Annotated in this window: 27 protein-coding genes and 4 pseudogenes; 19 read left to right on the forward strand and 12 right to left on the reverse strand. The window is 67.2% G+C overall.

The window, feature by feature from the left end; translation table 11 throughout:
- The first annotated feature begins 4 nt into the window (after window positions 1-4).
- From DEJ50_RS33370 to DEJ50_RS33385, 4 genes are read left to right on the forward strand one after another with little or no spacing between them, the layout of a single operon-like run.
- On the forward strand, window positions 5-517 hold the full coding sequence (locus DEJ50_RS33370) for a topology modulation protein (protein WP_150211729.1): 513 nt from the start codon (window positions 5-7) through the stop codon (window positions 515-517).
- A gap of 30 nt (window positions 518-547) precedes the next feature.
- Window positions 548-1,384, forward strand: a complete 837-nt coding sequence (locus DEJ50_RS33375) for a class I SAM-dependent methyltransferase (RefSeq protein WP_150211730.1) — start codon at window positions 548-550, stop codon at window positions 1,382-1,384.
- On the forward strand, window positions 1,381-2,106 hold the full coding sequence (locus tag DEJ50_RS33380; RefSeq protein WP_150211731.1) for a phosphotransferase: 726 nt from the start codon (window positions 1,381-1,383) through the stop codon (window positions 2,104-2,106). Before DEJ50_RS33375 ends, DEJ50_RS33380 begins: the two co-directional genes overlap by 4 nt.
- Window positions 2,103-3,134 (forward strand): sulfotransferase family protein, encoded by a 1,032-nt coding sequence (locus DEJ50_RS33385; RefSeq protein WP_150211732.1) that lies wholly within the window; start codon window positions 2,103-2,105, stop codon window positions 3,132-3,134. The genes DEJ50_RS33380 and DEJ50_RS33385 overlap by 4 nt, the downstream gene beginning before the upstream one ends.
- Here DEJ50_RS33385 and DEJ50_RS33390 read toward each other — a convergent pair.
- The 3 genes from DEJ50_RS33390 to DEJ50_RS33400 all read right to left on the reverse strand — a co-directional run bounded on the left by DEJ50_RS33390 (window position 3,055) and on the right by DEJ50_RS33400 (window position 4,948).
- Window positions 3,055-3,708, reverse strand: coding sequence for a hypothetical protein (locus DEJ50_RS33390; RefSeq protein ID WP_150211733.1), 654 nt, complete (start codon window positions 3,706-3,708; stop codon window positions 3,055-3,057). The genes DEJ50_RS33385 and DEJ50_RS33390 overlap by 80 nt on opposite strands.
- 95 nt (window positions 3,709-3,803) lie before the next feature.
- A complete protein-coding gene (locus DEJ50_RS33395; protein ID WP_150211734.1) occupies window positions 3,804-4,172 on the reverse strand; it encodes a hypothetical protein in 369 nt (122 codons plus the stop codon).
- A 65-nt stretch (window positions 4,173-4,237) separates the two neighbouring features.
- Window positions 4,238-4,948, reverse strand: a complete 711-nt coding sequence (locus tag DEJ50_RS33400) for a hypothetical protein (protein ID WP_223838226.1) — start codon at window positions 4,946-4,948, stop codon at window positions 4,238-4,240.
- Window positions 4,949-4,951: 3 nt separating this feature from the next.
- Between DEJ50_RS33400 and DEJ50_RS33405 the strand changes: the two genes are divergently transcribed.
- Entirely contained in the window at window positions 4,952-5,122 is a 171-nt protein-coding gene (locus DEJ50_RS33405; RefSeq protein WP_263399219.1) for a helix-turn-helix domain-containing protein, read from the forward strand.
- Window positions 5,123-5,318: 196 nt separating this feature from the next.
- Here the strand turns inward: DEJ50_RS33405 and DEJ50_RS33410 are convergent, their stop codons facing one another.
- Window positions 5,319-5,879, reverse strand: a complete 561-nt coding sequence (locus DEJ50_RS33410) for a hypothetical protein (protein ID WP_150211737.1) — start codon at window positions 5,877-5,879, stop codon at window positions 5,319-5,321.
- 118 nt (window positions 5,880-5,997) lie between these two features.
- On the opposite strand from DEJ50_RS33410, the gene DEJ50_RS33415 reads away from it, so the two are divergent.
- Window positions 5,998-6,941, forward strand: a protein-coding gene (locus DEJ50_RS33415) for an IS5 family transposase (protein WP_411757662.1) whose coding sequence is annotated in 2 segments (ribosomal slippage) — window positions 5,998-6,339 and window positions 6,342-6,941 — 942 coding nt in all. Because the reading frame shifts where the segments join, the coding sequence is not laid out codon by codon here.
- Here the strand turns inward: DEJ50_RS33415 and DEJ50_RS33420 are convergent.
- Window positions 6,936-7,406, reverse strand: coding sequence for a hypothetical protein (locus DEJ50_RS33420; RefSeq protein ID WP_150211738.1), 471 nt, complete (start codon window positions 7,404-7,406; stop codon window positions 6,936-6,938). The two genes, DEJ50_RS33415 and DEJ50_RS33420, sit on opposite strands and share 6 nt — an antisense overlap.
- Before the next feature lie 255 nt (window positions 7,407-7,661).
- Here DEJ50_RS33420 and DEJ50_RS33425 point away from each other — a divergent pair, with 255 nt between their 5' ends.
- Both DEJ50_RS33425 and DEJ50_RS33430 read left to right on the forward strand, forming a co-directional pair.
- Window positions 7,662-8,087: a DUF4259 domain-containing protein gene (locus tag DEJ50_RS33425; protein ID WP_150211739.1), complete on the forward strand. Its 426-nt coding sequence runs from the start codon at window positions 7,662-7,664 to the stop codon at window positions 8,085-8,087.
- A gap of 43 nt (window positions 8,088-8,130) precedes the next feature.
- On the forward strand, window positions 8,131-8,535 hold the full coding sequence (locus DEJ50_RS33430; protein WP_150211740.1) for a hypothetical protein: 405 nt from the start codon (window positions 8,131-8,133) through the stop codon (window positions 8,533-8,535).
- A gap of 32 nt (window positions 8,536-8,567) precedes the next feature.
- On the opposite strand, the gene DEJ50_RS33435 is transcribed toward DEJ50_RS33430, so the two are convergent.
- Window positions 8,568-9,056: a DUF4265 domain-containing protein gene (locus DEJ50_RS33435; RefSeq protein ID WP_190345088.1), complete on the reverse strand. Its 489-nt coding sequence runs from the start codon at window positions 9,054-9,056 to the stop codon at window positions 8,568-8,570.
- A gap of 112 nt (window positions 9,057-9,168) precedes the next feature.
- On the opposite strand from DEJ50_RS33435, the gene DEJ50_RS33440 reads away from it, so the two are divergent.
- The 3 genes and pseudogenes from DEJ50_RS33440 to DEJ50_RS33450 form a co-directional block, all read left to right on the forward strand.
- Window positions 9,169-10,764: a serine/threonine-protein kinase gene (locus tag DEJ50_RS33440; protein ID WP_150212527.1), complete on the forward strand. Its 1,596-nt coding sequence runs from the start codon at window positions 9,169-9,171 to the stop codon at window positions 10,762-10,764.
- A gap of 18 nt (window positions 10,765-10,782) precedes the next feature.
- Window positions 10,783-11,103: a S1 RNA-binding domain-containing protein gene (locus DEJ50_RS35680; RefSeq protein ID WP_190344850.1), complete on the forward strand. Its 321-nt coding sequence runs from the start codon at window positions 10,783-10,785 to the stop codon at window positions 11,101-11,103.
- Window positions 11,104-11,473: 370 nt separating this feature from the next.
- Window positions 11,474-11,734: pseudogene (locus tag DEJ50_RS33450) on the forward strand (repressor LexA); the annotation flags it as partial.
- A gap of 130 nt (window positions 11,735-11,864) precedes the next feature.
- Here the strand turns inward: DEJ50_RS33450 and DEJ50_RS33455 are convergent.
- From DEJ50_RS33455 to DEJ50_RS33465, 3 genes are read right to left on the reverse strand one after another with little or no spacing between them, the layout of a single operon-like run.
- A complete protein-coding gene (locus DEJ50_RS33455; protein WP_223838220.1) occupies window positions 11,865-13,907 on the reverse strand; it encodes a DNA recombination protein RecN in 2,043 nt (680 codons plus the stop codon).
- Between the two features lie 5 nt (window positions 13,908-13,912).
- Window positions 13,913-14,491 carry an ABC-three component system middle component 2 gene (locus tag DEJ50_RS33460; protein ID WP_150211742.1) on the reverse strand — a complete coding sequence of 193 codons (579 nt, stop codon included), beginning with the start codon at window positions 14,489-14,491 and terminating at the stop codon, window positions 13,913-13,915.
- Window positions 14,492-14,534: 43 nt separating this feature from the next.
- Window positions 14,535-15,509: a serine/threonine protein kinase gene (locus DEJ50_RS33465; protein WP_223838047.1), complete on the reverse strand. Its 975-nt coding sequence runs from the start codon at window positions 15,507-15,509 to the stop codon at window positions 14,535-14,537.
- Window positions 15,510-16,022: 513 nt separating this feature from the next.
- Here DEJ50_RS33465 and DEJ50_RS33470 point away from each other — a divergent pair.
- A pseudogene (locus tag DEJ50_RS33470) lies at window positions 16,023-16,118 on the forward strand (LexA family protein); the annotation flags it as partial.
- A 263-nt stretch (window positions 16,119-16,381) separates the two neighbouring features.
- On the forward strand, window positions 16,382-16,900 hold the full coding sequence (locus tag DEJ50_RS34225; RefSeq protein ID WP_190345102.1) for a hypothetical protein: 519 nt from the start codon (window positions 16,382-16,384) through the stop codon (window positions 16,898-16,900).
- 140 nt (window positions 16,901-17,040) lie between these two features.
- On the opposite strand, the pseudogene DEJ50_RS33475 reads toward DEJ50_RS34225, so the two are convergent.
- Window positions 17,041-17,301: pseudogene (locus DEJ50_RS33475) on the reverse strand (ATP-binding protein); the annotation flags it as partial.
- A gap of 20 nt (window positions 17,302-17,321) precedes the next feature.
- Between DEJ50_RS33475 and DEJ50_RS33480 the strand changes: the two are divergent.
- Entirely contained in the window at window positions 17,322-17,579 is a 258-nt protein-coding gene (locus tag DEJ50_RS33480) for an ATP-binding protein (RefSeq protein WP_150212530.1), read from the forward strand.
- A gap of 62 nt (window positions 17,580-17,641) precedes the next feature.
- Here the strand turns inward: DEJ50_RS33480 and DEJ50_RS33485 are convergent, their stop codons facing one another.
- A complete protein-coding gene (locus tag DEJ50_RS33485; protein ID WP_223838048.1) occupies window positions 17,642-17,992 on the reverse strand; it encodes a hypothetical protein in 351 nt (116 codons plus the stop codon).
- A gap of 343 nt (window positions 17,993-18,335) precedes the next feature.
- Window positions 18,336-18,929, reverse strand: coding sequence for a hypothetical protein (locus tag DEJ50_RS33490; RefSeq protein WP_223838049.1), 594 nt, complete (start codon window positions 18,927-18,929; stop codon window positions 18,336-18,338).
- A gap of 433 nt (window positions 18,930-19,362) precedes the next feature.
- Between DEJ50_RS33490 and DEJ50_RS33495 the strand changes: the two genes are divergently transcribed.
- The 5 genes and pseudogenes from DEJ50_RS33495 (at window position 19,363) to DEJ50_RS35070 (ending at window position 23,593) form a co-directional block, all read left to right on the forward strand.
- Window positions 19,363-20,391: a HEAT repeat domain-containing protein gene (locus tag DEJ50_RS33495; protein ID WP_150211744.1), complete on the forward strand. Its 1,029-nt coding sequence runs from the start codon at window positions 19,363-19,365 to the stop codon at window positions 20,389-20,391.
- Between the two features lie 120 nt (window positions 20,392-20,511).
- Window positions 20,512-21,705, forward strand: a complete 1,194-nt coding sequence (locus DEJ50_RS33500) for a HEAT repeat domain-containing protein (RefSeq protein WP_223838050.1) — start codon at window positions 20,512-20,514, stop codon at window positions 21,703-21,705.
- Window positions 21,706-21,709: 4 nt separating this feature from the next.
- Window positions 21,710-21,982, forward strand: a pseudogene (locus DEJ50_RS35685) (IS110 family transposase); the annotation flags it as partial.
- 134 nt (window positions 21,983-22,116) lie between these two features.
- A complete protein-coding gene (locus DEJ50_RS33505; protein WP_223838051.1) occupies window positions 22,117-22,512 on the forward strand; it encodes a hypothetical protein in 396 nt (131 codons plus the stop codon).
- Between the two features lie 496 nt (window positions 22,513-23,008).
- A complete protein-coding gene (locus DEJ50_RS35070; RefSeq protein ID WP_223838227.1) occupies window positions 23,009-23,593 on the forward strand; it encodes a hypothetical protein in 585 nt (194 codons plus the stop codon).

Below are 23,593 nucleotides of genomic sequence, written 5' to 3' on the forward strand. Positions count from 1 at the left end.
CCACATGCGACTCGCCCTCATCGGCTGCGGCGGCAGCGGCAAGACGTTCCTGTCCAAGCAGCTGGCCCAGCACATGAACGCGCCCCTCACGCACCTCGACGCGGTGTACTACGACGACGAGTGGAACACCCTCGACAAGGACAAGTTCGCCGCGATCCAGGAGGAGCTTGTCCGGGCGCCCTCCTGGGTGATCGAGGGGAACTACGCCGGGACGCTTCCGATCCGGCTCCGCGCAGCGGACACCGTGATCTTCCTGGACATCCCGCCCGCGGTCTGCCTGTGGGGCATCGCCCAGCGACGCCTGCGCCACGGTGGCGGCCAGAACGACGCCACTGGCGTGTACGACCGGATCACCTGGAACTTCATCAAGTACGTGTGGGGCTACCGCAAGACCATGGCACCCCGCGTCCGGGAACTGATCAAGGAACACGCCGCTGGTGCCACCGTGCACACGGTCACCAGCCGCCGTCAGGCCCGCGCTCTCCTCGCGCACCTCACCGCCGGCCAGCCCGTCTGACCGACCCCGCTTCCACCGGAGGTGCCGGCCGTGGCTGACACCTCCGCCTTCCTCGACCAGCACCTCATCACCGGCTCCCTCTACGAGGGCGAGCACCGTCTCGCATCCCGCACCGGTGCCCTGATGGCCGCGAAGACCAGCGGACGCCCCACAGCCGCCGTGATCGCCGCCCACGCGAGCGCGGCACGCCCCGGCACAGGCACGGTCCTGGACATCGGCTGCGGGCGCGGAGCATCCACCCTCGCCCTCGCCCAGGCCCTGCCCCAGGCCAGGGTCTGCGCCGTCGACGCCTCCGCCGCCCTGCTCAACGCCACCCGTGCCCGGCTCCGGCCCCACGGCCTGCCCGTGCACACCGTTCGCGCCGACTTCCACCGCCTGCCGCTACCCACCGGCCAGGCCGCCCTCGCGGTCGCCGCTTTCTGCCTCTACCACTCACCCACCCCGCAGGCCGCCCTAACGGAGATCGCCCGCTGCCTCGCCCCCGGCGCCACCCTCATCCTCGCGACCAAGGCCGCCGACAGCTACGCCTCCCTATACCGCCTCGTAGCCAAGGCCGGCCTCGACCCGGACGCAACCCGCCGCCCCAGCCTGTACAGCGCCTTCCACAGCGGCAACTTCCGCTCGATCACCGAAAGCGCCTTCACCATCACCCACGTCGAGCACGAGGCGCACCGCTTCCGGTTCCGGGACTTCGCGCACGTGGCCGCCTACCTGGCCACCACGCCGAAGTACCGCCTGCCCGACGAGCTCGCCAGCAACGCCGCAGCGATCACCGACCACCTCCAGCGCACGCTCACCGAAGGCCCGGTCGAGACAGCATCGGTTGTCAGCTACCTCACCGCCACCCGGCCCGGGGAACACCCGTGACCTTCGCCAAGAAGTACCCCCGTCCCCAGCACGCGGCCCAGGCGGCAGCCCACCACGCCTGGCTCGACTGCCTAGGGGTCCCCGTGCCGCGCCTGGTCGCCCGCCACGCCGACACTCTGGAGTTCGAACACGTCATCGGCCGGCACGTCGCCCCCGCGGACCTCCCGGCCATCGCTCGGCTCCTGGGCGTCGCACACACCACCGCCCACCACCAGCACCTCTCGGCCGCCCGCCTGGACCACGACCATGCACTGCCCGGCGTCGTGCTGCCGTCCTTCACCGACACCCGGGCCGCCCGCGTACGCCAGCTCCTCGAGACCGGCTCCGTCCCCGACCCGGCCCTCACCGCCGACCAGGCCGCGGAACTGATCCACTCGGCCGTCGACGAACCCGCGGCGTTCTACAAGGACGCCAACCCGCGGAACTTCCTCATCACCCCGGACGCGATCACCGTCGTCGACTTCGACGACCTCACCCTGGCCCCGTTCGGATACGACCTGGCCAAACTCATCGTCACCACCGCCATGACCCACGGCCCCATCCCGGCCGCCCTCACCACCCAGACCCTGACCGCGTACAACGACACGGCCGCGCACCCGTGCAACACCACCCGCCTCGCCGACTGGATGGAGATCCACCACATCCTCACCAGCCCCTACACCGGCCGCAACGGCTACACCCACAGCTGGCACACGCTGCGCCCCGCAGGAGGAAACTCGTGAACAACAGCACCCTCGCCGCCCAACTGGCCGCACCCGACCCGGACGGCGCCACCATCGCCCTGTACCGCACCCGTGCCTACCGCTTCAGCGACGACCCCCGCCACTACGCCCTCGCCGAGGCCATCGAAGAGAAGTACGCCCACGGCCTCACGCCCACCCCGCGCACCATGACCTACTTCCGCGCGACCCTCGACCAGATCCGCGCCACCGGCACGCTGATCCCTTTCAACCCCGAGGTCGCAGAAGCCGAAGGCGTAGACATCCGCCACGAGCTCGAAGCCCGCCGCCCGTACGCCCCACGCTCAAGCCCCGACCACAACCCCAAGACGATCATCTTCATCGTCGGCGCACCGCGCTCAGGAACCAGCCACCTCTACAACTGCCTCGCCCACACCGGTCAGTACGCCTACTTCACCACCGCGTCCTGCTGGGCCTGGCCCACCCGCAACCTCAACCACCCCGACCGCCGCTCCTTCGAAGACCTCGACGAGCAGGTCCTGGCTGTCGACAACAAGAAGACCCGCCTCATCCCCGGCCTCGTCATGCCCTACGAATCCGAAGACCTCTACGCCCGCGCCATCCCCACCTACCAGCACATCAGCGGCCACACCTACGACCTCACCATCGCCGAAACCGCCGACGCGAACCTGCTCACTACCAACATCCAGGCCCACACCAAGCACTTCGGCCGCGACAGGTTCCTGACCAAATCCCCCTTCAACTCACTGCGCATCCCCCAGCTGGAAGCCCTCACCGGCCGCACCGCGCTGTATCTGCACATCACCCGAGACCGCACGAGCACGGCAGACTCCATGCGCCGCAACCGCTTCCGCTTCCACCACCACGGCACCCCGCTCACCGAAGAGGACACCGCGGACCTCTTCCACGACGCCATCCAGCGGAACACCCCGACCGACAGACTCCTCACCATCCGACACGCGGACTTGCTCACCGACCAGGAGGCGACGCTCTCGCGGGCCACCACATGGATCGAACAGAGCCGCCGCAGTGATGCCAGCCCGCCGTGATTTCGACCGACGAGAGGTTCTTCCGGTCCGGGTGGGGCTTGTGCCATGCGGGGAACGGGGTGGTGTCGATACCGATGTCGCCTCGCCAGCCGCGGAAGAGGCCGCGCTGGTGGGCGAGGCGGACAGTGACCAGGACCAGCCGGTCGCTGATCTCCTGCAGCACCCGCCGACGGCGGACCTGCTCGGCGCCTGCCTCCTCCTCCCAGGCCGCGATCACCTGCAAGGCCTCGACCGTTGGCAGGCGGCGTCGCCGGTCGCAGCGATGGGGGTCCAGGGCGGTGGTGACCCGGTCGAACGCGCGGTAGACCCGGCGGGTGAACGCGTGCCGGCCGTGAATGTCGACCGTGGCCGGGTCGGGCACCTCCAGCCAAGTACGGGTTGGTGGCCGCAGTTGATCGAGGAGGACCCGACAGACGTCGGCAAGGGTGGCGCTGCGGTGGTAATGCAGCGACAGCAGCACGCCGACCAACACAGTACGGACCGGAAGTCCCTTGGGTCCCGGTCGCTCGGCGAGTTCGAGGGCGATCAGATCGAGAGCCCCGGAGTCCTCCAGCAGGGCGAGAAGCTGCCCCACCTTGGAATCCGGGATCTCCGCCGGAGCATCGGTGACCGGCCGGGGCCTGCACCCTCTGATCCGTTCCGATTTCTGCCAGGGCCGGGGCCTTGCGGTCATGCCTCCGGCCCGCGCAGGAGGCGGGCGGCAGCGGCGTGATCAAGAGGTGGCACGTGATGTTGCCAGCGGGCCAGGGACGCGGCGGACGCCAGGCCGGCGGCCTGAGCGATCAGATGGTGATCGATCCACGCCGTCATCAGCTCGACGATCCACGTCGCCCGCGCCCTGCCCGCCGACACGATCGGCAGACCATCCGGCGGCCGGTGGTTGAGCGGCCACGAACCGATCAGATTCTTGGAGTACTCGGCGGTGCGGCGAGGCCGGAACAGGTACCCGCTGCCAATGTGATCTGCGAGTTCCCCGAGAACCCCGTCCCAGGCGGAACGGGCGACGAGCGGAACCAGACGGTCGACGGATGTGTGCATCAGCGGACCGCCCGGACGCTGCCGCCGCAGATCTCTTCCTCGGCATGCCGCGATCTCCCTTGGCGTCAGTCCGAAGCCGGCACCGAGACCGAGAAGCGCAAGGGCATCGGTCTTCTGCTGACCAGGCAGATGCATGGCCCAGTGCCGCAAGCCTGCGAGCTCTGCACGACTGTAGGGCTGATGCGGCTGCCCTCTGCATGCATTCGGGCCGGGGCTGCTTCCCCGCGCTCGCTCCAGGCCAGCGCGTCCCGCACGCGCAAGAGCCATGTCCGATAGGTCCGCACCGACGACCCTTTGATGTCCCCGGCGCGGGAGCGTACGAACGCGTCGATGACCTCGTTGCGCAACCACTCGTTCGGATCGCGCTCCAGCCCGGCCGCCTCCGCCCACAACGCCAGCCGCCCGGTGACGTGCAGCAGCCTCTCCACGTCGTAGGGCGCGGCAGTCACCACGGCGGCGACCACCGACCGCACCAGCGGCGCGATGTCCGCCCAGAGGGGCGGCGCGTGCTTCGGCCGATACCGGGTGATCTTCGCCGAAGTCTCGGGATCAAGGACCACGGTCCATGCATACCGGCTGGACAAGCAGCCATTCCACAGCTGATCAACTTCAACGGACAGGCTGGTGCGCGCATGGTCGGCGGACGCGCCCGCGCACGCTCCCCTCGGGAGCTGACCGACGATCCGGAAGCCTGGCCCGAGCAGGCCAGCGCCGACCCAGCCGCCGACGCGGTCCGCCAGATCGCCCGAACCCTCGCCCAGGCCCTCGACGGCCACAGGATGAGCCTGCGGACAGCCGCGGCCGGCTCCGGAGTCAACCGCCAGGCCATCGCCGACCTGCTGGCCGGACGATCCTGGCCCGACGTGGCCACCGTCGCCCGCCTGGCCCACTTCACCAACACCACCCTGTGGCCGGACAGCATCGATATCGAACGGAACAGAACACATTGAGCCTCGATCCGCGCCCGAAAACGCCAAACAGCGAACGGGCATGACGAACTTCATGGCTCCGGACGCCGAGCGGAGAGAGCCTCTACTACGCTCGGACATGCGGAAGCCACCCTTGCCTGGGCGGTCACGCAACCCGGCACCGCTGAGCTGAACCCTCGGCGGTGCCACCCTCAATGCCGCGCGCTCGCGGCGTCGCTCAGACCATGGCCGCCCCTTCGCCCGCGTTGCATTCAGCGGCCGGAGCGATCGCGAACCAGGCTGTAGGGTCCTCGACCAGCCTGCCCTCCCGCACCAGAGCTTTCAGACGAGACCTGGTCGTCTCCACTCGTCGTCCCTCCGACGTGTCAGAGACGTCCTCACCGATCGCCGCAGCGATGTCCTTCACATACATCGCTCGCCCAGCCCCAGCCAGCAGCACCAGCGCACGCTCACGTGTGACCTCCCGCTCCAACGGGCCGGCGGCCTTGGACTCACTGGCGGAGGTTCCGTCAGCCCGGGGAGGAGGGACATGGGGGGCATCGTCTGGATCAGGTCCGCTGTCGTCTTCAGCGTCCGGTTGGTCTGCTTCCGAGTCATGTACGACGTACTCCGAGCCTCCCAGGGAGACGATCGTCTTCCGCGTGATCACCAGATCCGCCAGACGCCCCTCGGCAGCCGCAATCCTTCCGTGCAGAGCATCCAACTCCCCGCTCAGGGCGGACAACTCGCTGCGAACGGCTGCCTCTTCCAGATCCAAACGTTGGAACAGTGACGCCATTCAGCCCGCCCTTACCTTGCCGACTCCGCGACCCCGACCACACTCGAAGCCCCAGCCAAACCTAGGAGCTGTCCGGTCGATCATGTGACTGTCGCCTGGTCGGATCGTTGTCCCGTGTATGGGGCGGGGTGGACGCGGTGATCTGTCGGACGCAGAGTGGGAACGGTTGCGGCCGTTCCTGCCCGTCAGCAATGGTCGGTGCGGGCGGTGGCGCGACCACCGGCAGGTGATCGACGGGATCTTGCACCGGGTGCGGACCGGGGTGCACTGGCGTGATCTGCCGGAACGGTTCGGGCTGTGGAAGACGGTCTACGAGCGCCATCGGCTCTGGTCTGCGGACGGTACCTGGGAGCGGCTGCTGCAGCAGGTCCAGGCCGCGGCCGATGCGGTGGGCGAGATCGACTGGGACGTCTCGGTGGATTCCACGATCGTGCGCGCGCACCAGCACGCGGCAGGCGCCCGCACCGAGCCGCCCCCGGCCCTTGCCGCCCCAAAGGGGGGCGAGTCGCTGGAACACCAGGACGAAACTCCGTGGCAGGGCCTCGTCGGCCTGCTGGCGGAGGTGGTGCGGGAGGCGAGGGCCTGGGGCGTTCGCGCGGCGGCTTCACAAGCAAGATCCACCTGAGCGCGGACGGCCGCTGCCGCCCGTTGTCCCTGATCGTCACACCGGGGCAATGGGCCGACTGCACCCAGTTCGCGCCGGTGCTGGAGAAGATCCGGGTCCCCCGGCTCGGGGCGGGCCGGCCCCGCAAGAAGCCGGACAGCGTCGCAGCAGACAAGGGCTACAGCAACGGTGCCTGCCGTCAATACCTGCGGCGGCGCGGCATCAGCCACACCATCCCGGAGAAGGCCGACAGCCAGGCCGCCCGCCTGCGCAAGGGATCACGAGGCGGACGGCCACCGGGATTCGACGAGGAGCGGTACAAGAAGCGCAACACCGTCGAACGAGCCGTGAACAGGCTCAAGAACTTCCGCGCGGTGGCGACGAGGTATGACAAGCGCGGCTACGTGTTCCTCGGCACTGTCTCAGCTGCCGCTGTCATCGTATGGCTCCGCTCATGACCGGCCACTCATGTTCAAGTTGAGTGCGGAAGCCCGGCCGACCGCGGCAAACAGAATGAGTGGCAGCTCCTTGTCGGCCTGGCCGATCGACAGCGCTAGCCAACGACCGCGGTCGGGAAGCGGCCACACCTGCATACTCACGGCCTGTTGGCTGAGGTAGTCGAGCGGCTCGGGCACCGACTCTCCCTCGTAGCCAGCACTGAGATACGGTCCGAGGTCCACGACGAACGCATTACCCCACCAAGTCGTCAGGCGTGCTGCCAGGTCGTCGAGGCAGGCCTGCAGCTCGGCTTCGGCCTCAACCCAGGCCTGCCCCTCGTCGTCATCCCAGAAGTCCCGACTGACCTGCAGCACGCGCACATGATGCTCTGGCCCGCCTTCCCCGGAGGCGTCGACATGCGCCACCTCCGGGAACGGCTGCACGGCCAACGCCTCAATCGTCGAGAGGTACTTCTCGGTGGTCATGGGCGCAGGTTATGGCACCACGCAGACAAGTACCGCCGATCATGCGCACCGACCAATGATCGGCCGGACAGCTCCTAGGACGTACTGCAACAAGATCGCAGAGGCTGACCGCAGCTGCCTCCAACTGACTGCCTGGGCTCGCCAGGTATCCATGCGCGTCCCACAGGAGACGTCTTCCGTCCGCTCCAGACTGCACGGCTTCTGTCAGTGGTCTCTGTCAGGATGCCCCGGTCAGCACCACAATCCGGAGAGATCATGGGAACTTGGGACGCCGGCCCCTTCGACAATGACACCGCAGCCGACTTCTGCGACGCCCTCGACGACGCTCCCGCAGGGGACCGGGAGGGCCTCATCCGTGACACCCTCATCCGGGCGCTCGACGTGGCCGACGACCTGGACGCATCCATATCCGAGGAAGCCATCGCAGCGGCTGCTCTGATCGCGGCGCAATGCCCTGGCGGCGTTCCGGCAGGGCCCCCCTACGGGCCGAAGTGCACGATGCCCGACCTCACAAGCTTGCGTTCCCTGGCCGTCCAGGTACTCGACCGGGTCATGTCTGAGTCGTCCGAGCTGCTGGAACTCTGGGACGGGACACACGGCTCCCCTTGGCGAGCGAACATCCACCGGCTGCAGAACGTGCTCCTGCCGCAGCCGCCCGGAGAACAACTCCGCCTGATCTGACCACACCCGCAACCACTGCCCGATCTCTATCCGGAAGGCCGCCATGAGCTGGGACGTGCTCCTCCTCCGCCTGCCCGACAACGTGACATCAGTGCATGAGCTCCCAGGCGACCACACCACGCCCCCGCTCGGCAGTCTTCATCACGTGCTTGCGGCCGTTGCCCAGGTAGTCCCGGACGCCGATCTCTCGGACCCGACCTGGGGAGAGATCCCCGGACCCACCTGGTCCATGGAACTCAACATCGGCGACGAGGACCCAGTGGACTCGATCATGTTGCACATCCGGGGCTCCGGCGACGACGCGCTCACGCCCGTCTTCCGGCTTGCCGAAGCTCTCGGCTGCAAGGTCCTCGACTGCGCCGAAGGCGACTTGATTACTGCCGGGCAGACATCAGGCTGGCGCGCCTTCCAGCAGTTCCGCGACCGTGTGCTTCGGTCCCGTCACTGACGGCTGGGTGCGCGAGGGCATACAGCCGCCCATCAGGTCTGAGTAGCGGCTTGCCAGGCGGCGGTGACACACCCCTCCTCCCAGTGCCACCACCCCATTGCCTCACCGTGTTCCAAGAGCTTGCGGATCCGCGGGAGGTCCGCCTCCGGCGGGACATCCAGGGCCACCATCCGGTACGGCTCGATCCCCTCGCCCGTCGTACCGAGGCGGTGGAAGACCTCCAGCACCCTCTGCCGGGCCGCCGCTGAGCCGTCGTCCTTCAACACGATCAGCCGGATCGTGCAGTTCTGAGACGGACGGACCGTCTCCCCGGCCCAACGGACGCCCTCGCCATCCAGCTCCACCTTGATGACGTCCCCACTGGCGACTCCACGTACAAACCAGGGCGTGTTGTCCAACCGCACCATGCCGTCGCCGAGGTGCACCGCCCACAGACTCTCGACGCTCGCCGGCGGCCAGCCGTCCTCGTCTATGTCCATCCGGAAGTGGACCTTTACGTGGTCGTCACTGATATTCGTCACCGCGCCATCATCCACGCCGTATCCGAGACTGGGGGGAGAGGTGCCGCACCATTCAACGGCACCGCATAGGATCCACGGTCAGCGACGTTTGGCCCGAGAGGTAACCCACGTGATGGCCCGAGTCCTTCCCACGGCTCCCGGAGACCCGGCTCGTGTCGGACCTTACCGAGTAGTGGGCCGCCTGGGTGCCGGGGGTATGGGGACGGTGCACGCCGCTCTGGACAACCGCGGCAATCGTCTTGCGGTGAAGGTCGTCTACCCTGCCCAAGCTGCTGACGAGGAGTTCCGCGCCCGTTTCCGGCGTGAGGTAGCCCTGACGAGCAGGGTGAACGGGCCGTGTCTTGTGCCGGTGGTGGCAGCGGACTGTGATGTCGAGCGCCCATGGCTCGCAACACCCTACGTACCAGGACCCACCCTCCAGCAGTACATCGCTGTGTCGGGCCCACTTCGGGGGGCGATGCTGCATGCCTTGGCAGCTGGCACCGCAGCTGCCTTGGCGTCGGTCCATGAGGCCGGCGTGATCCACCGAGACATCAAGCCGGGCAACGTGATCCTCTCGCCCGAGGGCCCGCGCCTGCTTGACTTCGGCATCGCACATGCCCTGGATGGGACTGCGGTCACCCGTACCGGAGTGCTGACTGGGACGCCTGGCTGGATCAGCCCTGAGCAGTACCGCACAGGTGCTGTGGCGCCAGAGTCAGATGTTTTCGCCTGGGGCGCACTCATTGCCTACGCCGGAACAGGGCGCCATCCGTTCGGCGCAGGGGCACCAGACACAGTCGCCTTCCGCGTAATGTCTCAAGAACCTGATCTCGCTGGTCTACCCGAGGAATTGCGCCGTATCGCGGCAAGTGCATTGTCAAAGGAACCAGGCGATCGGCCCACCGCACGCATCCTGAGCGAGGAGTGCATACAGCTCCTCGAGCATCAGGACACCCATGTCTTGCCGAAGCAATCGTCAATTCCCCCCGTCATTGACACGCTGGTAGCCAGTTACTGGAACGCGCCACCTGCACAGGCGGATGCCTGGCCGATCGCCCGGAACGATGGGCGGGCCCGCAGATACAGCTTCATCGCAGCTGCAGCACTCACCGGCCTGAGCATCGGAGCCGCCGCGATGTACGCTGCCACGTTTCATGCAGGGCAGGAATCGCCGCCTGCCGGAGCAGTAAACATCGCACCCACAGCATCCGCACCGACTCCGGCTGCTGCCCCTCTCCGCCCGACGAGTACCACCCCTTCAGCCACCATGGCCAGCACACCAGCTGCAGCCGAGACATCATCGGAGCCGCAGCCGGCCTACAGCCGCAGTGACAACGCCCAGCCCACCGTCGAGGAGTGGTCGGCCGCCCGCGATGCCATGACAGCCTCCGAACGGCAAATCGCCGCTGGCATCAACAAGGAGGTAGGTCCATTCCTCCGCGATGAATGGGGACTGTCCGACGGCGTGCAGGTGACGTTCAACCCCGAGGCGCAGACCATGTTCATCACCGCCGGCCCATCGGTAAAGGTCTGGGAGAACGGCGGCGACTACACCGACCTGCGACGCAGCATCATGTTCAGCGGCTGCTCCTACGGCAACGACAAGCTACGCACCGACATCAACTGGCCCTACGGGCGCGTGGCCGTCGTCTACCGGGAGTCGATGGCGAAGCCCGTAATCGCTGACTACCGGGAGGTCACCAACGGCATGCGATGCCGCGTCTGAACCATCGAAAAGGGCTCCTTGTCCGGTGTAGATAAGGGTGGGGGACGCTCGCCTTGGGGTTGGGAAACGATCAGGCAGGACGTTTGTTTCGTCCGCATCGCCGATGGCGTCGAGGGCCTCCTGCGCAACTCCGAGTTCCGAGACGAGCCCAGCGATCAACCCAGCCAGGTGGTCAGGGAGGGCGACGAGATCACCGTACGGATCGTCGAAGTCGACCTCGGACGCCATCGAGTCGCTCTGTCTGACAAAGAATCTGCCGCAGGATGGGAAACGATCTCCCTGGAAACGGGAAGCGATCTCCAGGTGCCCTGTACAGCAACAGCTCAGCGGTACTCGTGAACACCCCAACAGGGAAGCCCTCACCGCGGCCGTCAGGCCCCTTCCACCTCGCCGCGTTCCCGGGTCCAGGAGCGCACGGTGTGCTCGCCCTGGGGCCCGTCCTCGACCAGCACTGGTGGAGATGCAGTATGTCGGGGCTGCGGTAGCGGCCGATGAACCCCCGGAACTTCCGCTCGGCGGTCGCCTCGCTGTCCCAGGTGCCGGTGACGGCGGGGGAGGACGGCGGCCCGAAGCGCAGCCTGACGTGAAACGGCACATCCGGATCATGAGCGGTGCGCCCACCTGCTGCAAGCCGCGCGAGACCGAGGACGGCCGCCGCCCGACTCCCTCACCACCCGCTGCGACACCGGCACGCCCTGTTATCGAAAAGATGTTCCGTCCCGGTGGGCGGGTTACTGTCCCTGCACGGGCCCGGACGGACTCACCACCCGCCAGGCGGCCATCGTCGCCTCATCGAGCAGACCGTCGCCCGCAAGGGCTACCCGCCCTCGATGCGGGAGATCGGCGAAGGCGTCCACCTGCGCAGTACCTCCTCCGTCGCGCACCAGCTGATGGCTCTGGAGCGCGAGGCTTCCTCTACCGGGACCCGCACCGTCCCCGCGCCTACCGCGTCCGCAGCGACCAGCACGCCGACCTCCAAGAGTGGGCCGTCATGTTCGACGAGTTGGCTCAGGCGCGCCGCCCGATGGCACAGGGCATCGCCTGGTTCGACTGCCTCCTGGTCGAGGAGCGGGTCGCAGCCCTGCGGCTCCTGGTGCGGATCACGGTTGACGGTCTGCAGGCGGGCTCGGTGGGCTTTGCGGGTGGCTGGCTTCCTCTGACGTGGTTTCGTCGTCGATCAGGCCGTAGGGGGGCCGGTCCTCGCTGCGGCTGTAGCGCACCACGACGTAGTCCTCCGCCAGCGCAGGCGGGCTGTTGTCGACGATGAGCACCTGTGCTCCGGCTCCCTGTTCCGCCAGCCAGCTGGTGAGGTGGCGGTAGAAGTCGTCGATGGCGACGGCGTCTGCGATCACCGCGTCCCGGGTGGCGCCGTGACCGAGGTTTTTCTGGGGGCTGTCGATCATGAGGAAGCCGGGGTGGGCGGCCGAGGTCTCGACGGCCACCTCGAAGACGGCCAGTTGCCAGGCCAGGGTCAGGAGGGTTCGGGCGCCGGAGGACGCCTCGCGGTAGGAGTCGCCGCGCACGTACGGGGTCAGGTTCGTGTCGATCATCGGCTGGCTGAGCTTCGGGTATCGCCACTGTCGCAGCAGCTCGCTGTACCGGCCGCTGATGCGGCCGATGATCAGGTCACGGTCCTGCGCGGCATCCCCCAGCTGGTCGCGTTCCTCCCGCAGGCGGGCGATCTGCGTCTCGTGCCGTTCCACCAGCACGGCTCGCTTCTCCAGCCCGTTCTGAAGCTTGATCGCGTTCTCGGTGTGCTGAAGGTGACGAAGGACCTCCTCGCGCCGGCGCTGGAGGTCGTCACGAGCGGCGAGGAACGGTGCGACCCGGGGCGACGTCGCTTCATCGACCGCGGCGGCGGCCTGCTCCTCGGCGAGTGCCGCGTCTTCCGCCTGGAGTTTCAGAGCCGCGAGGGAGCTGTCGAGGTCTTCGATGTACTCGGTGATCTCCTTCAGGCGGGCCTTGGTGGCCCTGACCTCGGAGGCGACATCCAGCCGTCCCTGATCCGGCGAGCGCTCGGCATCGGCGGTGCCGAGCGTCAGGTGCCCGTCGTCATGGGGCAGCTCGTGGCTGCACAGGCTGCAGAAGCCGTTCTCCGTCGACGGGGGAGAGGAAAGCCGGTGCAGGCAGGCAGGACACGTCGTGACGCTCAGCGGATCGAACAGGCGTTCCGCCTCGGCCAGCATGTTGAGCTTGACGAGGTCGTCCGCGTACTGGGCCCGCAGCGGCATCATGCGGGCGAGTTGTGTCTCGCAGTCTCGTACGACGCCAGCGGCTCGCCGGGCGCGTTGGGCGGCTTGCTGGTGCTCACGGCGCAAACGGCCCGCGAATGCTGTGCCGGCCTGCGTAGCCCCGTCCAAGGCCTGGAGCTGTTCGTTCAGCTCAAGCAGTTCACGCTCGTAGGCCTCGGTCGTAAGGGCATCGCCCACGGGAAGGTCTTGCTCTTCGACAAAAGTCCGAGCGGCGGCGAGTTCGGAGCGTGCCTGCGTGAGTCGGGTGCTCAACTCCCGGATGCGCTCCCCAAGCTCGACCGCACGGTCGTCGTGGACGCCGAAGACGACGTCGACGACCTGCTTCAGCTTGTGCTTCTTCATGAACTCGTTCTCGAAGAGGAAGTTCATGGAGGCGATGCGCTCGTTTGGCAGGAACGCCAGAGACATGAGGTCGCGGAAGCTCAGGGGATCGGTGCGGGACTCACGGCTCGACGGGGCCTCCCGTAGCTGGACGCCTTCGAGCTTGCAGTGCCCGAGTAGCAGCGCGGAGAGGCTCTCGGGCGCTCCCGCCGGCTCGATGGGCCTGCTCTCCGGCTTGGCCAGCGCCGGCTGGTCGAGAGTTCCCCGGCGCACGTAGGCGACCTTCGAGGGTTCCCCGACAGGCCGCTCGATCACGTGCGGTTCGCCGGACAGCTCTACTTCCAGTAGGCAGGAGCGGACCTTCCGCAACACCTCCGGATGCCGTGGGTGACGCTTCCCGCCGAGGCCGTAGGCGATGAACTCCAACACCGCGGTCTTGCCCGAACTGAAGGCCCCGGCCACCACCGAAAGCCCCCGCACCCGATGAGCGTGGGTGAAGTCGACGTCATAGGTCCGGCTGACGCCTGCCAAACGCAAGCGCCGGATCCGGATGCCAGGCAGAGGCTGCATGGTGATCACCCCTCCCAGGGCATGTCAGATGCCTGCGGTCCCGGGCCCAGAACGCTGAGGAGCGCCGCTCCCGGCCCGCCCTCTCCGTCCGGCCGCAGCCATCGCGCGGTCTGCTCCCGCAGTGCCTTGTCGCTGAGCTTGCGGAGGTGACGCACAACGATGGACGCCGCGGTGGTGAACGACGCAGCGTAGGTGGCGGTGAAGCGCGCACCGAGTTCCCGGCCTCGGTTGCTGATCGAGTAGACGAAGGCCCCGTTGCGGTTGTGGACCTCGCAGCACCCGTACGCGACGAGCAGCGCGAGGTCGTGCTGGATGCGCTCCCGTCGACTGGTGAAGCGTTGCGAGGAAGACGCGTACGAGAGTACCTGCGGATCGAACCCCGCCAGCCTCAACAGACTGGCCTCCCGGCCGTCGGAAGCGACGACCAGGAAGGGGTTCGCTGACAGGAAGTCGTAGTAGCCCAGACGCTCCAGACTGGCCCCCCTTGCGTCCTGCCCGGCGACGGTGTCGAGCAGAAGCAGCAGCTGAGCGAGCCGGAACGTCACCTGATCTTCCGGCATCAACACCGGCCGGTGTGCTTCCACAACGAACCCCTTGTAGGTCTGACAGGACAGGAGACGGCAGTGGTCAGCCGTCGGTGTGCTCGGCGGCGATCTGCCGCCAGTTCTTGACCCAGCCCGCTTTGCGGTTGTCCACCAGCCGGTGCACCAGCCCCCAGCTGTGTACAAGCTCCAGGCGCAGGGACTTTGGCAGTTTGTCGTGCTCGTTGCGTACATCCCGCCAGACCCGAGTGTGCAGAGCCGGGATGGTGTTCTCGGCGGCGCACTCGTTGAATTGCATCTCCCACAATCCGTGCAGGGTCGCATCGACCGAGCTGAGCGCCGCCACCTCCCCTGGCACGCCCTTGTGCGCGATCTCACGGGCCACCAGATCGGCATTGAAGAACTGACGCTTGGCCGAGTCCAGCTCCACATGGCCGGCCTCGGTCATCTGGCGGATGAACAAGGCGGAGCCGAGAGCGGCTGCCTTGTCCTCCTCGACTTCGAGTACCAGCCGAAGCTGCTCCATGGGAACGGGGCCAGCTTGCATGTAAGTCTCGTAGAAACCACGACGCACGTCATCGGCCTCGGGGCTGAGCAGCTTCTTGCGGAGGCCGGTCTCGTCCCAGAGCTGGATGACGAGGCTGTGCTCGTTTTCCTTTGCCTTCTTCCACTTGTCCCACCACGCCGTCGTGGGGCCGTCCATGCTGGAGGGGATGCACAGAATCCAGCTGGCGATGGTGTGGCCATTCTCGGCAGCTGCCTTCAGCGCGTTGGCCAGCGACTTTCGGATCTGCTGCTGGTGGTCCTTCGTGGTGGCTGGCATGAAGTACTTCGACTGCCACACCGTGATCGCCCCACCGAGGTTTCCGGCGAAGGCGTCGATACCCCAGTCGCCTGGGTTGGCGGCGACGGACCGAACACCTGGGGTCGTCGCGGCTGCAAGCTGAGCGACCATCGACTCGAAGTCGTCGCGAGCTCCGCCGGCACTTCCCCCGCGGATTGCGTGCACGTCGAAGCTGATTGGCTGGACACCCGTCGGCACGGCTATCGAGTCAGGCACAGCCCACCCCCATGCGCCGTCGGACTGCACACAGGATGTCTCCCGTGCGTCACACCACGTACTGGCGCGAGGGTATCCACAGCCAGTCATCTGATCAATAAGGGAACCGCCACATCGCGTGCGGGCGTGATCCTCCGACGCCGGGCCACCCAGGTTGTCATGTGCTTCTGAAAGATCACGCCCGTACATGGCAACACAGCGGGCGACGGCAGACAGGGCGAACACGGTGGTCAGCTGCGCGTCGTCGAGAGCGAGGCGCGGTGCTGCGCCGTTCGCTGGCGAGGGCCACGACCGCCTCGGCGACGATCGCGTCCCTGGGGCTGCTCTCAAGCCACTCGATGCCTGCTGGCTCCATCACAGCGTGAGTGTCGCCGGGACGGAACGCTGCAGCCGGGGGGAAGATTCCGCCCGGACATCCGGGCGAACCCACGCCAGGCTAAACCCAATAGTGAAAGATTCGCCTCGGGTTCCCAGGCTGAGTCCTCCGAAATTCGACGAACCCGTCGGTTTCCGGTGGTCGGCGACAGCATGATCGAGGCCGCCATCTGCGACGGCGACATCGTCACCGTGAGGAAGGCCGACAGCGCGGACCACGGCGACATCGTGGCTTTCTCTGGGGGAGAAGTGTGGCGCAACACGTTCCCAGAGGGATCGGTGCAGCTCAGCTGCTTTGCGGACGAGTGTATTGGGCGCAACAGGTGTAGTGCTATCGCTAGATCGAGCGAATCGCTAGCGCCGGAGCAGATCCCAACAGTCCCAAGCCGGTCATTAGCGGATCAATTGCATTGCCCCAGTCGACGCAACCGCACCCACCGAAAACGCTGTTGTTACCGTGCAAGAAGCCACGTTTGCGCAGCTGAGGAGGTCGGCGGGTGTCCGCACTTGACTTCTATGCCCATGTCGCCACCCGCAGCGACGTACTCGATGTCGGCTTGGGTTCTGATCCCTACGCCTGGGAAGCCGCCCTGGGCGGCCAATTCCTCGACGTGCCCGGTGGCGGCCTCCTGCGCCGGGACTACGGACTCGTGGAGATCAACTTCTCTGCAGAGCAGCCGGGGCTGCAGGGACAGATGTCATGCTTCGGCTTCGGTGTGAAGATCCAACGGCTGCTGTACGTCCCATCGGCGGACATGGTGCCCCCTGTTCTCGCGCGGAAGTACGGGGACTTCGCGCCCACTGTCCGTTTCGATGAACTGCAGGCCGCCATCCTAGCCCTCGGGCACACCCTCGAGCTCGATACGGACAACACGTCGCGAGACATGGATTGCTATCGCGTATCCGATTCCGCGGCCCGCATCCACGTCATCTCCGACTTCGATCCATACGGGTCCGGGACCCCTGATCCAGACGGGCATCAGGTGGGCGATGTCTGGTCCATCGACTTGTGGTGACCACTCCCGCTGAAAGGAGCGGATGTCAGATGTCAACGGCCATTCAGTTCTCCCCGGAGGCGGCCAGTAATTCTCCCCACTGGCGGCCAGTGAATCTTCCCCAACCGCGGCCAGATATCTCCCCGCTGTTGGTGGGTGGGTCAGCGCAAGGGGATCACCCCCTGTCCGCTGGTGGCCTGGTTGAGTCGGAAGGAATCACCCTGGGTGACCACGACGTGAGCGTGGTGGAGGAGCCGGTCGACGGTGGCCGTGGCCAGGGTCTTGGGCATGATCTCGTCGAATCCGGAGGGGTGGAGGTTGCTCGAGACGGCCAGCGCCCGGCGTTCGTAGGCGGCATCGACCAGCCGGTAGAAGCCCTCGGCGGCGTCCGGGGAGACGGGCAGGAGCCCGATGTCGTCCACCTATGTCGATATCGGCATAGATCGACGAGTTCGGCTACCTCAACCTGGACCGTAAGGGCGCCAAGCTGCTGTTCCAGATCTTCACCGAGCGCGAGGAGCGCAAGGCCACCGCGGTCGCCACGAACTCGCCCTTCACCGAGTGGGACAAGACCTTCGGCGACGCCCGCCTCTGCGCGGCCATCGCCGACCGGATCACCTTCCGCTGCACCCTGATCCAGACCGGCACCGAGTCCTACCGTTACCAGGCCACCCAGGAAGCCCTCTTTTCCCCGAACTGACAACGCCACCAGCAGCACGGAGGGCTGGACTCGCGGGTCCATTTGGCCGGAACTTGGGGCAGCTACCGAATTATGCAGACCGCCGGCATTGGTAGGTTCCACTCACCCTGCACGTCGACGAGCACCCGGCGGGCCAGTTCCCGGGCTTCGGTCCAACCTGGATCGACCGCCAGCGCTTCCCTGCTCCAGCGCTCCGAGTTCGCCCTGCCACTCATCCCAGCGAAGATCGCATCAATCGTTTGCAGATCTGGACGCACCTCACGGCTGATCTCCCCACCCTCAACAAGGCTCTCGACCATGCGGAAGGCATGGTCGAAGTCCAGGACGATCTCATCCGTCGCGACACCGTGCTCGTCCACCCAAGCTCGCTGACTCGACGGATCAGCTGCCACCACGGTCAGCGACTCGATCAACAAGCGCCTTCGAAAGGAAGGACCAGGAGGGTTCTTCATCCGAGGATCGTCGCACGCCCAAGCGCGAGGCGGCCAGCTACTTCGTCCTCAGGCTGAGCACTCCGACGAGTACGCCAACACCAGCCCTCCGGCGCCTCCATGAGCGAGGCCCTGGCCGCGACTTGTCAGGGAGGCGACCCGGGCCTGCGATCACAAGCTACCGACACCCCCACCCCGGCCCCTACGGACACTCCGCGCGCTCCCGCCTGGTCACCCCATCAGTAGCTCCCAATCTCGCCGAACTGGCTCCCGAACTCGCCGAAGAAGACCCGCCGCAGTCGAGTACACCACCGCCACGAACGGCCTAGACCTGGATCTCATTCATGCCGGAGAAGCGGCTCTCATATGACCCGACAAAATCAACCATGACGAAAGCCCAGACGCGGTGCCGCTTGCCGGTCCGCGGGTTGATCCACGGGCCCAGGAACCCGTAGTCGATCTGAGCCTCCGAGCCCGGCTCGACCTCATCCCGCAGGACGGTGACCTGCGACCTCTTTGTCTCCTCCGGCAGCGTCGCATCCAGCCACCGCCGCAGCGAGGTCCGCGAGGCCTGCACTCCTCGCTCGTCGCGGAGCCGCTGGTGGATTGTCGAGACGGTCACCTGCCCCAGCAGGCTCTTGATGTAGTCGCGGTGCTGATCGAACGCCGGCCAGGTCAGTTGCCGCAGCCGCCGGTCCGCAAGCTCAGGGAACCAGCTCTTGATCAGCTTGGCCCAGTCGTCCTCGCTCATGGGCGGCCCGCCCGGGGTGATCCCGGACAGCTCCGCCGGGGCCAGGTACTTCCTGACCGTCTTGCGGTCCACCCCCAGCGACGTCGCCAGCTGGGCCTTGGACCGGCCGGCGTACCAGTGGACGTAGATCTCGATGATGTCGACCACGGTGAACGATCTCCTTGCCATCCGGTACGTACCCCGGCCTCTCCAGACCGAGGGCACGTACGACTCCGTGATGACCAGGACCCTCAAGCCCGAACACCGCCATACCCATGGGGAATTCGGTGGATTCGGGATGGAGAATTACATGGTTCTCAAACCACCTGACATGGGGAAAATCGTGGCCGTCGACACCCCTGGCCGTGCGGTGAAGCCAACCTCAGGGGCAACCCTTTGCTGACCTGAAACTGAGCCTTGTAGTGGGCAGGCCGGGCCAACCGCAAAGTTCAAGGACACTGCCCCCGCACGATGGTGCCGGTCCGCCCTGAGCATGTGCCTTCCGGATCTTTCGCTATGAGTAGTGTGCCGGGAGGCGCTCTGGATGCCCGGCAGTCGTGCCACTGGGGCGGTGGGGGAAGGCATGATCGAGTCTCTGGGGATTTGATGGTGGGGGTGTGGTGTGGGGGACTGGCGGACCGATCCGGCGTTCGCAATGTGCCGGGCGCTGGCGGACGGAGCGGATCTGGCCTCGTTCGCGGGAGGTGCCTTCGATGTCCGGGCACTGGTGGCCGGCATCCGGCCCGAGACCCAGCGCGGGTTCCCCCTCGACGCCGTCCCGTGGGGAAACTTCCCTCACGGGGACGATGCCCGGGAGGCCGTTCACCAGTTGTACACCGGCGACAGCCCCGCTCGCCATGCGACGGGCGTTCTCGGCGGCCTGTGTGCCAACGACAGCCGGGCGGCTGCCGCCCTCGCCGTACCGTTCCTGATCCCCATCGCCACCGATACCCATCATCCACACCGTGCCGACGCCCTCGGCGCACTCTCCGCCCCGGCCCGCGCCCGGCACTTCGGCGTCGCCTCCCGAGAGGAACTCCTTCTCCACCGCACCGACCCTCGACGCCACGCCCAAGACGACTATGACGACTACGGAGTCGAGGTGACCGGCTACCCCGCGGGCTGGTCGGTCGCCGCCGCCCGAGCCGCGATCACTGCCGAAATTCCCACACTCCTGCCCCTTCTCGATGACCCCGACCGCACCATCCGCATTGACGCCGCCTACGCTCTGGCCACCGCTGCCGACCCGGATCAGGTCCGAACCGCCTTCGCCACCAGGCTCGCCACGGAGCGCGACGCATTGGTCCGTGCCGCCCTGCTCCTCGCCGCTGCCGAGACCACCCGGGCCCACACACACCCGCCGACCGTCTCGTGGATCCGCGGGCGGTGGCAAGATCGGACACAGGCCCCCGAAGTCCGCATGGCCGCAGCGATCGGCTGGCTCTGCCTCACGGACGAACCCGCCCCCGAGAGCCTGCACCACACTTTTGATGCTCTCGCCACCGTCCAACTCGCGCACGCTATGGACGCCCTGCCGTGGATGACCGCCGCCGCCGGATCCGGTGAACCGGGACTCCTGCGCTGCGTTCGCCGCATGCTCCACCCCGAAGAGCCCGAACCGGACGATGACCCCTGGGCCGTCCTGCTCTGAGCAACGCGTGACCGGTCGCGGCCCTCAGTCATGCCGCCCGTGTGGGCTGAGCTGGGTGTTCCCCGTTCGTCCCTCTTCCGAGAAAGGGGAGTTGTCGGTGGGTGCTGGCAGGGTGTGTGCATGACGGATAGCGAGAGTGCCCGCATAACGCGGATCCTGAGCGGGCTGCCGGCAGCCGCCCGGGAACTGCTGTTGGAGACAGACTGGGAGTCTCTCCAGCACGCCTACGGCTCCGGCGAGGACATACCCGTCTCCCTGTGCTCCCTCCTGGACGAAGATTCCGAGGTTCGGTCAGAGGCGTTGGCCGCGTTGGACATGGGCGTGCTGCACCAGGGCTCGCTGTACACCGTCACCGCGCCCGCGGCACTGTTCGTCGCCGCAGTCCTCGACCACCCCATGTGCCTCGCCGAACACGAGGGGCACTTCCCGTGGGACGACGGGCCGCCGCGCAGCTTGCGGGCCGCCCTCTTGGTCTGGCTGGGGCAGGTTGCCGAATCTGCGGCCTACGGGGAGGATCCGGTGCGCGACCGCACCGACTGGCAATGGGCGCCCTGGCACGAGGAGACGCGACGCGAGCACGACCTGGAGGAACTCGCAGCACTGCAGGCGTGCCGGGAGATACGCCCCACCCTCTACGACGCCGTCGAGCCGTTCCTCTCCTCTCCCGATCCCCACGTCCGCGAGGCCGCACTCGGCGCAGCCATGCCACTTCTCCTCGCCCCAGGGCTCGCCGACCGGGTGCCGCTGGCCGCCACGCTGCTGCGGGCACGGCTAGGTCCCGTGGCGGGGCGACGGGAGCGAGCGAGTGTGGCGCGGGCGCTCGGCGTATGGGGGGTGGACACCTCCGACCTGCTCGCCGACTCCGACCCAGCTGTGCGGGTCTGCGCCGCGCTCGGTCCCGCCCATGTTGATCGGCCACGCGCTCTCGCCGTCCTCCTCGACGCCCTGCGGGACCCGCGAACGACGGACGGCTGGTTCCCCGAGCCACTGCCCGGGCTCGACGGGTGGTTCCGGTTCACCGTGCTGCGCTCCGCGCTCGCCCTGGCCGAAACCTTCGAGGAGGTGGCACCAGTGGCGGTCGCCATCGTGGCCGCCGGCGGCGCGTCGGTCACCGACCACGAACGCGGGCCGATCCTGCTCAGAGCCTTTGCCGGTGGGTACGCCCCGACCCACCCGCTCACCCCCGCCCAACGCAACCTGTTGCGGGCCTTCGTGGACACCGACGAGGCGACGGGCGGCATCGCCGGAAACGTGTTGTGGTTCCGCGCGGCCGGGCTGCCCGAGAACCGGGAGGGCATCGCTGCGTTGCTGTGACCTACGGGATTCAGGTCGCATCGGCGGCAACATGCGCCGACCACACCGCTACCACCGCCGGCTCCTGCGCGTCTTCTGCCTCTCCGCCCAGATTGCCGCCCGCTTCTGCCCCACGTCCAAGACCTTCTACGACCGCAAACGAGCCGAGGGCAAGAGCCACAAACAGGCGATCCGCGCCCTCGCTCGCCGCCGACTCGACGTTCTGTGGGCCCTCATCCGCGACCAACGCCAATGGACAGCCCAGCCACCACAACCGGGCCTGATCAGCGCCGTATAACGCCAGCCGCCCTGGTGATCGAGGTCCCTCGACCTGAGCCCGACTGGCAGCCGGCTACACAACCGACCTACTAAACCGGCAAGAACCCCGCCTGCCAGTACAGCGTCTGGGAGCACTCAGCCCCGCTGTTCCAGATGGTCGGAGTGCTGGCGTTGCCGGTGCAGCCCGTGGCTCAGCGGCTGCGTCTGCACGTGGAGCGGTCGTGGGACGGGGTGGACGAACTCGAGGTCGTTCTGTTCCGGCTGAAGGGTTTCAGCTTCGCGATCAGCAAGCATGACGGCAATCCGGTCGGCGTCTCGTATGTATGGCTCACCCAGCCGCACGAGCAAGCCGAGAAGGCCCTGGACACCCTCCTGGAGGTGGTCGGAATCGGGGAGGACGTCGTCGCATTCCGCGGAGACGCTCACGAGGACCTAGCAGAGCGGACCGCCAAGGCACAGGATGCTGGCTCTCCTGATGAAGTCTCTGGCGTCGCCTTGCCGACCTCCCTATGGGCAAGGTTCCGGCGTGCCATCGGCATGCCCCAGTGAGCACCTTTGACGCTTGACAACGGTCATTGGGAATCAGTCACAGGCGCCGGTACTGCCCTCGTCCGCGCCCCTGCCGGCAGGAGGCGTACCGGGACCGGAGGCGGGCCGCGTCAGCCGTTCGCGCCCGGATTGCTCTGCTGCGGATCTCGCGGGAGATCCGGGCCCGGTGCGAGGCGGTGGAGTTGCGCGTGGCCGACGCGGCCGAGTACGAGCTTGCCGAGGCTGGGCTACACAGCACCGCCGCCGCGGACTTCCGGCACCTGACCAGCTAGCTGGTGCGGTGCGCGGTGATCGCGGATCGCGAGGCGGGCGTCACCTGGGAGCAGATCGGGCACCCGCACGGCCGGCCTTCGTGAAAGCGCGAGGTTAGAGAAGGTCAGAGTGGCGTGGGACGCCTTCGATCGCAAGTGCACTGGGCGGCGGTTCCCGAGCCATGCTCAGACGTGATCCGGCCAACGCACGACAGAGGACCTGATGCGTTGTCAGCATTATGCACATGGCGAATTTAGGTGAGCACATGCAGCGGCACGCACCGTCCTACGTCGGGTTGGCTGCCGTCATCGGGACAGTGGTGGCGGGTTACCTCCAGGCCGACGGCGTCCTGGAAACCGGTCGCGCCCAGGCACACAGCACACTGGAGGCCGCAAGGACCCAGGCGGCGGGCCAGCAGGCAACCGCGCGCACCAACGAGCAGATCACCCGCTACGGGGAACTCATCCAGGCCTCGAACCGCATACGGTTCCTGATGCAGAGATTCGAGCGGTTGGACGACCGGTCCAAACGGGATCCGGCCGTCATTGCGGACCTTCGCCGGGGTACCGACGACCTGGTGGCTCGTGTGGCATCGGCAGCCGTCATCCTCGGCAGTCATCCGAGCCAGTCCGTTCGCGACAACGCACACGGCATCGCCTATACCCTCCCGTACGCCGCCCGATGTCTTGAGACCAGCCTTCCCGGCCTCGACGGAGCAGGCTACAAGGTGGAATATCCGGGCAAAGGAATGATGGACTGCGTGGAACTGGCCAAATGGTTGGACGGGCACGAAAAGGCACTGGCCAAAGAGCCTCCCTCGTTCTCGTGA

This window comes from Streptomyces venezuelae (assembly GCF_008642295.1).
Lineage (GTDB): Bacteria > Actinomycetota > Actinomycetes > Streptomycetales > Streptomycetaceae > Streptomyces > Streptomyces venezuelae_C.